Origin of the sequence: Streptomyces sp. NPDC046977, assembly GCF_040644455.1 — a bacterium.
In the GTDB taxonomy this organism is placed as follows: domain Bacteria; phylum Actinomycetota; class Actinomycetes; order Streptomycetales; family Streptomycetaceae; genus Actinacidiphila.
Genome location: NZ_JBEYWO010000009.1, coordinates 262036 through 276287 on the forward strand (window position 1 = coordinate 262036; position 14252 = coordinate 276287).

Annotated in this window: 10 protein-coding genes; 6 read left to right on the forward strand and 4 right to left on the reverse strand. The window is 74.0% G+C overall.

Annotation, left to right across the window (positions count from 1 at the left end; translation table 11 throughout):
- Positions 1–6: 6 nt before the first annotated feature.
- The gene (locus ABZ883_RS16830) at positions 7–549 is read left to right on the forward strand and encodes an arginine repressor (RefSeq protein ID WP_360906422.1); all 543 of its coding nucleotides are present in this window, start codon (positions 7–9) and stop codon (positions 547–549) included.
- 291 nt (positions 550–840) lie between these two features.
- Here the strand turns inward: ABZ883_RS16830 and ABZ883_RS16835 are convergent, their stop codons facing one another.
- From ABZ883_RS16835 to ABZ883_RS16850, 4 genes are read right to left on the reverse strand one after another with little or no spacing between them, the layout of a single operon-like run.
- The gene (locus tag ABZ883_RS16835) at positions 841–1620 is read right to left on the reverse strand and encodes an SDR family oxidoreductase (RefSeq protein WP_360906424.1); all 780 of its coding nucleotides are present in this window, start codon (positions 1618–1620) and stop codon (positions 841–843) included.
- Positions 1621–1653: 33 nt separating this feature from the next.
- Entirely contained in the window at positions 1654–2391 is a 738-nt protein-coding gene (locus ABZ883_RS16840) for an FAD:protein FMN transferase (RefSeq protein ID WP_360906510.1), read from the reverse strand.
- A gap of 44 nt (positions 2392–2435) precedes the next feature.
- Complete coding sequence (locus ABZ883_RS16845) at positions 2436–2978, reverse strand: FMN-binding protein (protein ID WP_360906426.1); 543 nt, start codon at positions 2976–2978, stop codon at positions 2436–2438.
- Between the two features lie 7 nt (positions 2979–2985).
- Positions 2986–4371 carry a ferredoxin reductase family protein gene (locus ABZ883_RS16850; RefSeq protein WP_360906428.1) on the reverse strand — a complete coding sequence of 462 codons (1386 nt, stop codon included), beginning with the start codon at positions 4369–4371 and terminating at the stop codon, positions 2986–2988.
- A gap of 549 nt (positions 4372–4920) precedes the next feature.
- Between ABZ883_RS16850 and ABZ883_RS16855 the strand changes: the two genes are divergently transcribed.
- The 5 genes from ABZ883_RS16855 to ABZ883_RS16875 all read left to right on the forward strand — a co-directional run bounded on the left by ABZ883_RS16855 (position 4921) and on the right by ABZ883_RS16875 (position 14251).
- Positions 4921–6114, forward strand: a complete 1194-nt coding sequence (locus ABZ883_RS16855) for an argininosuccinate synthase (RefSeq protein WP_360906430.1) — start codon at positions 4921–4923, stop codon at positions 6112–6114.
- Between the two features lie 92 nt (positions 6115–6206).
- Positions 6207–7634, forward strand: a complete 1428-nt coding sequence (gene argH, locus ABZ883_RS16860) for an argininosuccinate lyase (RefSeq protein ID WP_360906432.1) — start codon at positions 6207–6209, stop codon at positions 7632–7634.
- A 108-nt stretch (positions 7635–7742) separates the two neighbouring features.
- Positions 7743–8324, forward strand: a complete 582-nt coding sequence (locus ABZ883_RS16865) for a TetR/AcrR family transcriptional regulator (protein ID WP_360906434.1) — start codon at positions 7743–7745, stop codon at positions 8322–8324.
- Positions 8321–9757, forward strand: a complete 1437-nt coding sequence (locus tag ABZ883_RS16870) for an MFS transporter (protein WP_360906436.1) — start codon at positions 8321–8323, stop codon at positions 9755–9757. Before ABZ883_RS16865 ends, ABZ883_RS16870 begins: the two co-directional genes overlap by 4 nt.
- Positions 9758–9835: 78 nt before the next feature.
- Positions 9836–14251 (forward strand): tetratricopeptide repeat protein, encoded by a 4416-nt coding sequence (locus ABZ883_RS16875; RefSeq protein WP_360906438.1) that lies wholly within the window; start codon positions 9836–9838, stop codon positions 14249–14251.
- The last annotated feature ends 1 nt before the right edge of the window (position 14252 follow it).

A 14252-nucleotide genomic window follows, 5' to 3' on the forward strand; every position in this document is an offset into this window, starting at 1 on the left:
ACGACGATGAGCGAGGCGCAGCAGCAGGCCGGCGCAGCCGCGGCCGTACCGCAGACCCGGATGGCACGCCACCGGCGGATCGTGGACATCCTCAACCGGCAGCCGGTGCGGTCGCAGAGCCAGCTCGCCAAGCTGCTCGCCGACGACGGGCTGACCGTCACCCAGGCGACGCTCTCCCGGGACCTCGACGAGCTCGGCGCCGTCAAGATCCGCACCAACAACGGTGAGTTGATCTACGCGGTGCCGAGCGAGGGCGGTTTCCGCACGCCGCAGGCCCCGCTGGGCGAGTCGGTGAAGGAGGAGCGCATGCGCCGCCTGGCCGGTGAACTGCTCATCTCCGCCGAGGCCTCGGCCAATCTCGTCGTCGTGCGCACGCCCCCGGGCGCGGCGCAGTTCTTCGCCTCGGCCATCGACCAGGCCGAGGTGTACGACATCCTCGGCACCATCGCGGGCGACGACACCGTCATGCTGATCAGCCGCGACCCGTCCGGCGGGCAGGCGGTCGCCGATCACCTGCTCCGCCTGGCCGGGGGCGGCGCCGAGCGGTGAGCCCGGCGCCGTACGACGGCCTGTCGACGCGTCAGACGACGGGGCTGAGGCCGCCGTCGAGGTTGATGCCGGTCCTCGGCATGTGGCCGGCGCGGTCCGACAGCAGGAATGAACTCCGCGGCGCGTCCTGCGCGGCCGAGCGGGATGCCCGACTCGCGGCCCATCGTGGTGTAGAGCTCCTCCACGGTGATGCCGCGCTCGGCGGCCGGGCGGTCGCCGATCACCTGCTCCGCCTGGCCGGGGGCGGCGCCGAGCGGTGAGTCCGGCGCCGTACGACGGCCTGTCGATGCGTCAGACGACGGGGCTGAGGCCGCCGTCGAGGTTGATGCCGGTTCCCGTCACGTAGCCGGCGCGGTCCGACAGCAGGAATGCCACCAGGTCCGCGAACTCCGCGGCGCGTCCCACGCGGCCGAGCGGGATGCCCGACTCGCGGCCCATCGTGGCGTAGAGCTCCTCCACGGTGATGCCGCGCTCGGCGGCCTGGCGGTCCCACTGCCCGCTCTCGACGAGGCCGACGAGCACGGCGTTGACACGGATGTTGTCGGGGCCGAGCTCCTTGGACAGCGCCTTGGTGAGCGCCAGGCCCGCGGCCCGGGACACCGAGGTGGGAGTGCTGCCCGCGCCCGGTGCCTTGGCGGAGACGGCCAGGGTGTTGACCACGCTGCCGCCGCCGGCGGCACGCAGGTGCGGCAGCGCCAGCCGGGTCAGCCGGACCGCGGCGTGCAGCTTGAGGTCCAGGTCCTCCTCCCACACCGAGTCGTCCTGGCGCTCGAAGAATCCCGCCGCGCTGCGGCCGGCGTTGTTGACGACGGCGTCGATGCGCCCCCAGCGGCCGTCGGCGGCGGAGACGAAGCGCTCGAGGTCCTCCACGCGCGTCACGTCGGCGGGCACGCCGAGGACGTCCGCCCCGGCGGCGCCCAGGTCCTTGACCAGGTGCTCGATGCGCTCGGCGTCGCGGCCGCACAGCGCCACCCTGGCGCCCTCGGCGGCCAGCCGCCGGACGAGGGCCGCGCCGAGTCCGTCGGACCCTCCGGTGACCAGCACGACCTTGTCGCTCAGATGCAGATCCATGGACGCATTCTTGCCACCGGGAACCGCTGATCGTCAAGCGCTCAACTGCGCGGTGAGACCCCCGAATCCCCGGGTCTGCCAGGTGGTGCCGTCGTTCTCCACCGCGAACGCCTCCGTGCCGGGGAGCTCTTCCAGCCACTCGCGCGCGGCCGGGCCCATGGCGTACCCGGCGGTGGCCAGCACGTCCGCCTCGGTGAGCCCGCGGCAGACCACGGTGAGCGAGGCGAGCGAGTCCGCGGGCGGCGCGCCGGTGTGCGGGTCGAGGATGTGGCAGCCGCGTTCCGCGGGACCGGAGGTGGCGACGGCGAGTTCGCCGTCCGCGCTCTCCACGACGGTCGCGAGTCCGCCCGGCCGCAGCGGGTCGGCGATGCCGACCCGCCACGGGCCGCCGGTGAGCTGGACGTCCCCGCCCCCGTTGACGCACACCGACTCCGCGCCGGCGGCGGCGACGGCGCGCGCGGCGCGTTCCACCGCCCAGCCCTTCACCAGGCCGGTGGGGTCCGGCGCGGCGTCCGGCCCGGCGTAGCGGAGCGTGAACCAGCCGCCGGTCGTGCGTTCGGCCTCCGCGCACCGCCGCAGCACCTCCCGCACCTCGGGGGAGCAGTCCTCGGGGCCGAGTTCGCCGCGGCCGAGCCGGCTGATCTCGCTGTCGGGGCGGTAGGTGGAGAACAGCGCGTCGGCTTCGTGGAGCCCGGCGACCGCGGCCTCCAGGGCCGCCCGCACCCGCGGGTCACGGGCACCGCGGACGTCGAAGGAGAACACCGTCCCCATGCAGTGTTCGACGTGGCGCAGTCGAGGAGGGTTGTCGGACACCGTCAGACACCGGCCTTGTCCAGCGCGCTCTGCAGGGACTGCTGGTAACCCTGGCTGGTGAAGGAGGCGCCGGAGACGGTGTCGATGGCGGCGCTCTGCGCGGTGACCGCCGCCTGGTTGAGCCGCGGGATCGCGGAGGCGGTCAGCTGCTCGCTCATCGGGGTGCCGCTCGGAGCCTGCACGGCACTCGCGGCGGTGATCCGCCCGCCCGCCACCGTGATGCTGACCTGCACCGGACCGTAACTGGTCTGCGCCACGTCCCCGGTGACCGTCCGCGCGGCGGGTGCCGCGGGTGCCGCGGGCCGTGCGGGCGTCGCGGACCTGTCCGGTGACCGGCCCGCCGGTGCGGACGGCACCGGCACCGACGGATCGCCGCCGGCCGCGGAGGGCTCCGCCGACACCGGCGGCTGCTGCTGCGGCGGCCGGGCCCCCGCCTGGGCGGCGAAGGGCGCGGTCGTCGGCTTCAGTGCCAGCAGCAGCACAATGGCGGAGACGGTCGTGGCACCGGTCAGGACGATCCGGCGCAGCGGATGCTTCTTCTTCACGGGCACCTCATAGCTCGAAGGACTCGTGGTGGATGCGGCGTTCGGGCACCCCGGCCTCCCGCAGCGCCGCATAGGACTCCTCGGCGAGCCCGGGCGGCCCGCACAGGAAGACGTCGTGCTCCTCGATGTCGGGCAGCATCCGGCGCAGCGCCTCCGCGGTGATCTCCGGGCGCGCCCCGCCGGGGCCGTTGACCGCGTAGACCAGACGGGCGCCGCGATCGGCGGCGATCTCCTGCAACTCGGCCCACAGCGCCAGGTCCTGCTTCCTGCGCGCGCGGTAGAGCAGCGTGAGGTCGCCGGGCGCGGCCGGCAGCGTCTCGAACAGCGCCCGCAGCGGGGTGATGCCCGCGCCGCCCGCCAGCAGCAGCACCTTGCCGCCGCGGCGCCGCGAGGCCGTCATCGCGCCGTACGGCCCCTCCGCCCACACACGGGTGCCGGGCCGCAGCCCGGCCAGCGCCGAGCTGTGCCCGCCGGCCGCCTTGACGGTGATACGCAGCAGGTCGGGCCGGGGCGGCGCGGACAGCGAGTACGGGTTGGAGCTCCACCGCAGCCCCTCGGCGAGGAAGCGCCAGCGGAAGAACTGGCCGGGCTCCGCCCCCAGCCGGTGCAGCCGCCGCCCCTTGATCAGCACCGACACCACACCGGGCGCCTCCTCCACGGTCTCCTCGACCCGCATGCGGTGCTTGAGGTTGAGCCGTACGGGCACCAGCACCCGGTACCACAGCACCAGGGCGGTGACGGTGCCGTAGAGGACGTACCAGACGGCGCGGGCCGTCGCGTCGCCCGCGAACTCCGCACCGGTGGCGAGCTGGTGCCAGAACGTCAGGTAGACGGCGGCATAGGTGAGCAGGTGGATGTAGTACCAGGTCTCGTAGCGCATCCTGCGGCGAAGCGCACCGGCCGAGACGAAGCCGATGACCAGGAGCAGCACGGTCCCGGCGGTCGCCTTGATCATCTCGGGGTAGTCCAGGACGACGCTCGCGGTCTGCCGGGTGATCGGCTGCCCGGACTGCGCGGAGTAGCCCCACAGGATGAGCACGACGTGCGCCACGACCAGGGAGATCGCGTAGCGTCCGGTCATCGCGTGCCAGCGGGCGACCCGGTCGGAGCCGACCCGCCGTTCCAGGGCCGGGACCCTGGCCATCTGCAGGACGACCAGGGAGATCATGTAGCCGCCGAGCAGGCCGGTGATCCGGCCGGCCGCGATCAGCCGGTCCGCCGTCACCGGCCGGACGTAGGGGGTGTTGCCCCACCACAGCCAGACGACCCCGGCGGCACCCGCCCAGGCCAGCAGGAGCAGGGGCACCGCGGGGGAGCGGCGGGGACGGATCCGGCGCATGGCCTGCCGTCTGCCCGCCCTGCTGTTGTGGATCATCGTGCTCGTGGCCGCCATGCGGGGGGATACGGGCGGCAGTTCGACGTGACTCAAAGCGGGGCTTCGCCTGACGGGCGGGGGAGGAGTGTGCTAAGCGCGGTCTGTGTGGGCCTGGGCGGGCCTGCGGGGTCGGGTGCGGGTTCGTGGGTGGTTGCCCGCGCAGTTCCCCGCGCCCCTTGGCGGTGCGACGGCGCGCCGCGGTTCTTTGGGGCCCGTGGCCGCGTGGCCGGGGCGGCGCCGTCCGCGCGGGCGGGGGTGGCTGCGTTGCGTGGTCGGGTGCGGGTTGGTGGGTGGTTGCTCGCGCAGTTCCCCGCGCCCCTTCGGGCGCGATCCCGGGGCCGCGGTTCCCGGGAACCGCGGCCCCGGGCGTGCCTGCGTGGGACTGCGGGGTCGGGTGCGGGTTCGCGGGTGGTTGCCCGCGCAGTTCCCCGCGCCTTCGGGGCGGTGACCTGCGGGGACGTGGGTGATTGACGAAACATACGAGGGAGTGCATACTTATACCCAACAGCGTATGCATCATCACGCCCCGCCATACGCACTCGACCTCGCGCACCAAAGGAGAGACCCGTGACCGAGCGCGTCGTACTCGCCTACTCGGGCGGACTGGACACCTCCGTCGCCATCGGCTGGATCGCCGAGGAGACCGGCGCCGAGGTCATCGCCGTGGCCGTGGACGTCGGCCAGGGCGGCGAGGACCTGGACGTGATCCGCAAGCGGGCCCTGGCCTGCGGCGCGGTCGAGGCCGAGGTCGCCGACGCCAAGGACGAGTTCGCCGACGAGTACTGCCTCCCGGCGATCAAGGCCAACGCCCTCTACATGGACCGCTACCCGCTGGTCTCCGCCCTCTCGCGGCCCACCATCGTCAAGCACCTGGTGGCCGCCGCGAAGAAGCACGGCGCCTCCGTCGTCGCCCACGGCTGCACCGGCAAGGGCAACGACCAGGTCCGCTTCGAGGCCGGCATCTCCTCCCTCGCGCCCGACCTCACGTGCATCGCGCCGGTCCGCGACTACGCGATGACCCGCGACAAGGCCATCGCCTTCTGCGAGGAGAAGAACCTCCCGATCGCGACCACCAAGAAGTCCCCGTACTCGATCGACCAGAACGTCTTCGGGCGCGCCGTCGAGACCGGCTTCCTGGAGGACATCTGGAACGCCCCGATCGAGGACGTCTACGAGTACACCCAGAACCCGGCCACGCCCCGCGAGGCCGACGAGCTGGTCATCACCTTCAAGCAGGGCGTCCCGGTCGCGATCGACGGCAAGCCCGTCACCGTCCTCCAGGCGATCCAGCAGCTCAACGAGCGCGCGGGCGCCCAGGGGATCGGCCGGATCGACATGGTCGAGGACCGGCTGGTCGGCATCAAGTCCCGCGAGGTGTACGAGGCGCCGGGCGCGATCGCGCTGATCACCGCCCACCAGGAGCTGGAGAACGTCACCGTCGAGCGCGAACTCGCCCGCTACAAGCGGCAGGTCGAGCAGCGCTGGGGCGAGCTGGTCTACGACGGCCTGTGGTTCTCCCCGCTCAAGCGGGCACTGGACGGCTTCATCGAGGAGGCCAACCAGCACGTGTCCGGCGACATCCGGTTGACCCTGCACGGCGGCCGCGCCGTCGTCACGGGCCGCAAGTCCGCCGAGTCGCTGTACGACTTCAACCTGGCGACGTACGACACCGGCGACACGTTCGACCAGTCCCTCTCCAAGGGCTTCATCGAGATCTTCGGCATGTCGTCGAAGATCGCCGCCAAGCGCGACCTGGCCTAGTCAGTAGCCTCGGTGCAGCAGCCCGCCTCCCCGCCCGTTCCACGGCGGGGAGGCGGCCGCACATCGCACCACCGACGGAAGCGAGCGAAGAGTTGAGCAGCAACACCGGTGACGTCCGGCTCTGGGGCGGCCGTTTCGCCGACGGCCCGGCGGAGGCGCTGGCCAAGTTGTCGGCGTCCGTGCACTTCGACTGGCGGCTCGCGCCGTACGACATCGCGGGCTCCCGCGCCCACGCCCGCGTGCTCACCGCGGCGGGCCTGCTGACCGGGGACGAGCTGACGCGCATGCTGGCCGGCCTCGACCAGCTGGAGGCCGATGTCGCCGACGGCAGCTTCACCGGCACCATCGCCGACGAGGACGTCCACACCGCCCTGGAACGCGGCCTGCTGGAGCGGCTCGGCCCCGACCTCGGCGGCAAGCTGCGCGCCGGCCGCTCCCGCAACGACCAGGTCGCCACGCTCTTCCGGATGTACCTGCGCGACCACGCCCGTGTGATCGGCGGCCTGGTCGCCGAGCTCCAGCACGCCCTGGTCGCGCTCGCCGAGGCGCACATCGACGTCGCCATGCCGGGCCGCACGCACCTCCAGCACGCGCAGCCGGTGCTCTTCGCCCACCACGTCCTCGCCCACGTCCAGGCGCTGTCCCGGGACGCCGAGCGGCTGCGGCAGTGGGACGAGCGGACGGCCGTGTCGCCGTACGGCTCCGGCGCCCTGGCCGGGTCCTCGCTCGGCCTGGACCCGGAGGCCGTCGCGCGGGACCTCGGCTTCGAGCACGGCTCGGCGGCCAACTCCATCGACGGCACCGCCTCGCGGGACTTCGTAGCCGAGTTCGCCTTCATCACGGCGATGATCGGCATCGACCTGTCGCGGATCGCCGAGGAGGTCATCATCTGGAACACGAAGGAGTTCTCCTTCGTCACCCTCCACGACGCCTTCTCGACCGGTTCGTCGATCATGCCGCAGAAGAAGAACCCGGACATCGCCGAGCTGGCGCGCGGCAAGTCCGGCCGCCTCATCGGGAACCTGACCGGCCTGCTGGCCACGCTCAAGGCGCTCCCGCTCGCGTACAACCGCGATCTGCAGGAGGACAAGGAGCCGGTCTTCGACTCCTGCGACACCCTGGAGGTCCTGCTCCCGGCGTTCACCGGGATGATGGCCACGCTCACCGTCAACCGCAGGCGCATGGAGGAGCTGGCCCCGGCCGGTTTCTCGCTCGCCACCGACATCGCGGAGTGGCTGGTCAAGCAGGGCGTCCCGTTCCGGGTGGCGCACGAGATCGCCGGTGAGTGCGTCAAGGTCTGCGAGGCCGAGGGCATCGAGCTGGACCAGCTGACCGACGAGCAGTTCGCCAAGATCTCCCCCCACCTCACCCCCGAGGTGCGGACCGTGCTCGACGTGCCCGGCGCGCTGGCGGCCAGGAACGGCCGGGGCGGCACGGCGCCCTCCGCGGTCGTCGTCCAGCTCGCCGAGATCAAGCGGGACCTGGCCGTACAGCTGGCCTGGGCGCGGGCCAAGAGCTGACGCTCCCCTCATGACCGCATGCAGCCCGGCAGGGGCGAGGACCCCCTGCCGGGCTCCATCGGGCTCTCGGATGAGACGGTCATGTCTCATTTCAGCTATCCTTGTCTCATGAGCTTCCACCGTGAGCAGGTCCTGCGCGACACGGCCGAGCTGCTCTCGCGCCGCGCCACCGCGTCCATGGACGAGATCGCCAAGGCGGCCGGCATCAGCCGGGCCACCCTGCACCGGCACTTCCCCGGCCGGGACGCACTCGTACGCGCCCTCGGCACGCTCGGCATCGAGCAGACCGAGGAGTGCCTGGACGCGGCCCGCATCGAGGAGGGCGACCCCGTCGAGGCCGTCCGCCGGCTCATCACCGAGGCCATGCCCGTCTCCGGCTTCCTCGCCTTCCTCTACGGCGAGAACCAGCTCTACGACCTCGACGAGATCAACGACGGCTGGGCCCGCATCGACGCACGCGTCGCCGCGCTCTTCCGCCGCGGCCAGGAGACCGGCGCCTTCCGTTACGACCTGACCCCCGCCTGGCTCGTCGAGGCGCTGTACGCGCTCATCGCCGCCTCCGCCTGGTCCGTCCTGGACGGCCGCATGGCCCGGCGCGACTCCGCCCGCATGGTCACCGACCTGCTGCTGGGGGGCATGCTGCGCGTGCCCGGCACGGGGGAGGGCCGCCGGACAGGGAGCGCGTCATGACCACCACCGCCCCCGCCGGCACCCTCCGCCGGGACGACCGCGGCCACCCCGGCCGCTGGCTCGCGCTCGGCGTGCTCACCCTCGCCCTGCTGCTCGTCGCCGTCGACGCCACCGTCCTGGGCCTCGCCATCCCCTTCCTCACCGAGGACCTGCGGCCCACCTCCACCCAGCTGCTGTGGATCGGCGACAGCTACTCCTTCGTCATCGCCGGCCTGCTGGTCTCGATGGGCAGCCTCGGCGACCGCGTCGGCCGCAAGCGGCTGCTGCTCACCGGCACCGCCGCCTTCGGCGCGCTGTCGGTCCTCGCCGCGTACGCCGGAACGCCCGGCACGCTCATCACCGCCCGCGCGCTCATGGGCGTCGCCGGCGCCACCCTCATGCCGTCCACCCTGGCCCTGATCCGCACGCTCTTCCCCGACGCGCGCGAACGCAGCTTCGCCATCGGCGTCTGGGGTGCGGTCTCGACCGCCGGCGCGGCGCTCGGGCCGGTCGTCGGAGGCGTGCTGCTGGAGCACTTCTGGTGGGGCTCGGTGTTCCTCATCAACCTGCCGGTGATGGCCGTGCTGCTGGTCGTCGGCGCGCGTCTGCTGCCCGAGTCCCGCGATCCGGGCCGCGGACCGTGGGACCCGGCGAGCGTGCTGCTGTCGCTGCTCGGCATGTTCGGGGTGGTGTACGCCGTCAAGCAGCTCGCCGTCCACGGGCCGGGACCGGCCGCCCTCGGGGCCGGACTGCTCGGCGCGGCGGGCCTGTACGGCTTCGTACGCCGCCAACTCGCCCTGCCCGTGCCGCTGCTGGACATGCGGCTGTTCCGGCACCGCGGCTTCTCCGGGGCGGTGCTGGCCGACCTGCTCACCGTGCTCGGGCTCGCCGGGATCGTCTTCTTCCTGTCCCAGTTCCTCCAGGAGGTCCAGGGCCGCTCCCCGCTCCAGGCGGGCCTGTTCGAGCTGCCCGCCACGCTGGGTGCCGCGGGCACCGGCCTCGTCGCGGGGGCCGTCGCCCGGCGCTGGTCGGTGCGGGCCGCCGTCACCGGCGGCCTGGGCGCCACCGGGCTCGCCCTGGTCGCCCTGCTGGCCCTGCGGCCCGGCTCGGGCTTCCTCTTCCTCGGCTGCGTCCTGCTCGTGACGGGGGCCGGGGCGGGACTCTCGTACACCGTCACCGCCGACGTCATCCTCTCCAGCGTCCCGCCGGCGCAGGCCGGTGCGGCCTCCGGCGTCTCGGAGACGGCCTACGAACTCGGCGCGGCCCTCGGCATCGCCCTGCTCGGCTCGATCGTCACCGGCATCGCCGGCGGCCCGGCCTCGGCGGCGCCCGCCGCGTTCACCGACGGCCTGCGGACGGCTTCCGCCGTGGGCGGCGGCGTCCTGCTGGTCGCGGCGGGGGCCGCGTGGGGGTTGCTGCGGGGGCAGCGGCTCGCGGGGGCGGTGCGCGGCTGAGCCGCGTTGGCGGCAACGCCGGTTCGGCGGCGGCGAGTCGTCCGTATGCTTCCGGTACTCGACGGGGGAGGGAGCGCCATGAGCACGGACGCACGGCCCGGCCAGGACACCGACGTCCTGGCAGTCCTGAGGGAGTACACCCTCGACTGCCGCTACGACGAGACCGAGGCGCTCATCGGCGCCGCACTCGCCCGCGCGGCCGACGGCCCGGAGCGGGCCCGACTGCACGTCGCACGGGGCAGGTTGCGACTGCGGCAGTACGAACACCAGGCCGCCCTGGATGAGTTCGCGCTCGCCCTCACCCACGACCCGGCCTGCGGAGCGGCCTCCGGGTGGCGTGTGGCGGCCCTCGACCGTATGGGCCGCCGTGACGAGGCCCTGGCCGAGGGCACGGCGGCCGCGGCACGGCTCCCGGAGGCAGTGGACGTCCACACGGCGCTGGGCTGGGTGCACCACGCCGAATGCCGCTGGGACGAGGCGCTGGCGGCATTCGAGCGGGCCACGGTCGTCGGGCCGCGTCATGCGGAGGGCTGGATCGGGGCCGCCTGGACCCGCGTCGAGCAGGGTGACACGGCGGCGGCGCTCCGGGGCCTGGAGGACGCCGAGGACGGTCCGGCCGACCCCGTCGAGATCCGTTGCGCGGCGGTGCGGATCGCGGCGAGCCAGGACGCGACCGGCCTCGCCCAGGCCAAGCTGACCTCCGCCCGCTCCCTCGACCGCGACCACATCGCCGTGCTGACGGCGCAGATCCGGTACGAGAGCGGCCGCGGCGCCCACCAGGCCGCCGCGGAGGCGGCCGAGCGCCTGGTCCGCCGCTATGGCCGCCGGCCCGACGCGCACGTCGAGCACGCCACGGTCCTGATCGACCTCGCACGGTGGGACGAGGCGATCGAGGCCTGCGACCGGGCGCTCGCGATCGAACCGCGCTGGGCGTCCGCATGGGAGCACAAGGCGGAGGCGCAGCGACTGCGCGGCGATGGGGCGGAAGCGGTTGCCACGGGGCGGCGGGGGGTGGAGGCGTGCCGGTACTCGTCCGGCGTCAGGCTCGAACTGGCCACCGCCGAGCGGGCCGACGGGGCATTCGGCCGCGCCCTCGCCCTCACCGGGCAGGCGCTGGCACTCGACCCCTGCTCCGACTGGGCGCTGCGCCTCCGTGCCGATGTGCTCAGGAGGACCGGCGCCGTGGACGAGGCCGTCGCGGTCGCCGAACACGGCGTGCGGCTGCGCCCCTCGAGCCCGGAGGCGCTGGGCACCCTCGCCGGCGCGCTGTACGAGGCGGCCCGGCACGAAGAGGCCCTCGCCGCACTCGAGCGCGCCAGGGAACTCGCCCCCGGCGACACCTCGCTGGTGGAGAGCACCCTGGCCGTGCTGCGCACCACGCACCGGTGGGAGGAGGCGGAACGCCTGATCGCCTCACTCCGGGAGGGCGACCCGGAAGGTCGACTGGAGTCCCTGATCCTGGAGCAGCGGGGTGCCCTCGCCTTTGTGCGAGGGTTCTACGCCCGCGCGCTGGAGGACTTCGAGGCCGCGCTGCGGGTGGACCCGGGCCACCGGACCGCCGCCCGGATGCGCGTCAGGTCGCTGGAGAGGCTCGGCCGCCTCGCCGAGGCGACAGCCGCCGCACGCGTCCGCGTCGAGGCCGACGCCGAGGACGCGGAAGCCCATGAGACGCTGGCCCACGTCCTGTTCGCCGCGGAACGCGTCGACGACGCGGTGGCCGCGATGCGCGGCGCCCTCACGCTCGACCCCCGTTCCGAGGAGGCGCATCTGGCGCTCGCCGACATCCTGCGGAGGGCGGAGCGGTGGGACGAGGCCTCCTCCGCACTGGAGGAGGCCGCCCGCCGGGGGGTGCCGGCCGGCTCCCTGGCGGTTCGGCGCGCGTGGGTGGCCCTGGGAAGGGACGACCACGAAGGGACCCTGGCCGCCGCCGAGGAGTGTCTCGGCCTGCATCCGGACGACCCGGAGGCACTGGAACTGCTCGTCGCGGCGCACTCGGCTCGCGGCGACCGGCCCGCGGCCGAGGCCGCCGCGCGCCGGGCCGCCGCGGCGTGGCCCCGTTCCGCGGTGGGGCCTTGCCTGCTCGCCCGGTGCTTCGGCGAGCAGGACCGCCCCGCCGAGGAGTGCGAGGCGTACGAGGAGGCGCTGCTGCGCGAGCCGGACCATTGTGGCGCCCTGCTCGGCAGGCTGGCGGTGCTGCAGAGCCTGGGGCGCTGGGACGAGGCCGAGGGCGCCGCCGAGCACGCCGCCGCGCTCCGGCCCGACGACCCGGAGGTGCTGGAAGCCGTGGGATGGCTGTACTCGGCGATGGAACGGCCCCTCGACGGCATCCCGTTCGCCCGGCGCGCGACGGAACTCACCGGCGGCGCCTGGGACAGCACCCAGTTGCTCGCGTGGCTCCTGCGCCGTTCGCGGCGCTGGGACGAGGCGGAGGAGCTGCTGCGCGGCCGCATCGACCGCGACCCGGGATCGGTCAACGCCCACATGGACCTCGCGTACTGCCTTCGCGACCGGGACCGGGACGAGGAGTGCCTGGAGAGCGTCGACCGCGCCCTGGCCCTGCGGCCCGACCGCGTCCGCACCCTGACCTTCCGGGTGGAGGTCCTGTGCGCGATGCGGCGGTGGATCGAGGCGGAGGCCACGGCCCGCAGGGCGCGCAGCCTTCACCCCGAGATCGCCTCCGGGCATGTCGCGACCGCGTACGTGCTCGCCGCCACGCACCGCCGTGAGGAGGCACTGCCCCACCTCCGCCGGGCCCTGCAACTCGTACCGGAGCATGAGTGGGCCTGCCGTCTGATGGTCGACACCCTGGTCGGGACGGGCCGCTTCGAGGAGGCCGTACAGACGGCGCAGGCCCTCCTCGGCAGGGTGCCGGACGCGGTGTCCGTGCGCTGCCGCCTCGCCTCCGTGCTCCGTGAGCAGCACCGGTTCGACGAGGCGCTGGCCCAGTGCGAACGCGCCCTGGTGGACGATCCGTACAGCGTGGCCGCCCACGAGCAGCGGGCCGACACGCTGCGCGACTGCGGCAGCCTCGACGAGGCGGAGCGGGCCATCGAGGAGTTCACCCGGGGCCGGCCCCACCTGACGTCGATCGGGTTCGAGCTGGCCGCGGTGCACGCGGAACGCGCGGACCTGACCGGGGCCGGGCGGGTCCTGAAGGACGTGCTGGCGACCGCGGCCGGTCCGCTCGAACGGGCCGAGGCCCGTGCCGCCATCGGATGGGTGGCCCTGATGGACCAGCGTCCGCTGGACGCGGCGGAGGACTTCGACGAGATCCTGCGCGAGTGGCCGCACGACCACGACTTCCGCGTGGGCCGCGCGTGGTCGCTGGTGCGACTGGCCGGGCTCGCCCCCGGGAGTCCCGAGGCGGACGGCCGTCTCATCGAGGCCGCCGACCACTGCCGTGCCGTCAGCCGCGAGGACCCCCGCAATGCGGGCGCCCACACCTGCCTCGGGCTGATCGCGCACCGTCGCGGTGCCATGGCCGCCGCCGAGCGTCACTTCTCCCGCGCCGTGGAACTGGACCCGTACGGGCGCTGCCACACCGACCTGGGGGCCCTGTACGTGCAGCTCGGCCGGTACGAGGAGGCCGGGACCGTGCTGCGCCGGGCCGTCGAGCTGGACTGGTACGACGTGCAGGCCCACGTCGAGCTCGGAAGCCTTGCCCTGCGCAGAGCGCGGGACAAGGAGGGCGATGCCACGATGGCTGAGGCGGCGAGCGAGTTCCGGCGGGCCGTCGCCGTCGACGAGGACAGCGGGAGCGCGGCCCTTGGGCTCGCCGTGGCGTTGGCGGAGGGCGCGGGAGACCTGGGCGCCGCCGAGGAGGAGCTACGGCGCGTGCTGGGCCGACCGGGGGTTCGGGACCAGCCGGAGTGGCAGTTGCGGCTCGCGCTGGCGCGGCTGCTGGTCCAGGCGGGTGACGCCGAGCAGAGCGCCGACCACTACCGCGACGCGGCCCAGGAGGCCCGCACCGCGATCCGGCTGGCCGAGAAGGAGCCCGAACCCCATTTCGTGGCCGGCGTCGTGGAACAGCGCCTGGGCACCGAGACAGCCGACGTCCGGCTGACACTGCTCCACCGGCGCCGCGCCCAGCGCTTCCTGACGCGCTGCCGCCGCCTCGACCCGGCGCACCAGGACGCCGGGCGGGCGCTGCGCCTGCTGGAGGAGGACACGAGGGCGGCACGGGGGAGCCGCGTCAGCAGCGCGGTACTGGTCTTCGTGGCGACGGCGGTCCTTGGCGCGGCCTGGGTGGACTTCCTGTGGAAGCACCACGTCACCGCGGTGATGCTGACGACGCTGACCCCCGTGCTGGCCGGCCTCATCGCCGTCGGCTTCCTGCTGCCGGTACTGATCCGGCTGAAACTGCCCGGCGGGATGGAAGCCGACCTGACGGCGAGCATCGGGCAGATCTCCCGGGGCCCGCGCGGCGTGGTGGTGCTGACCTCCGCCCGGGTGCCGACCGGCAGTGGCCCGGTCGGCCGGATGCCCAGACTCTGAG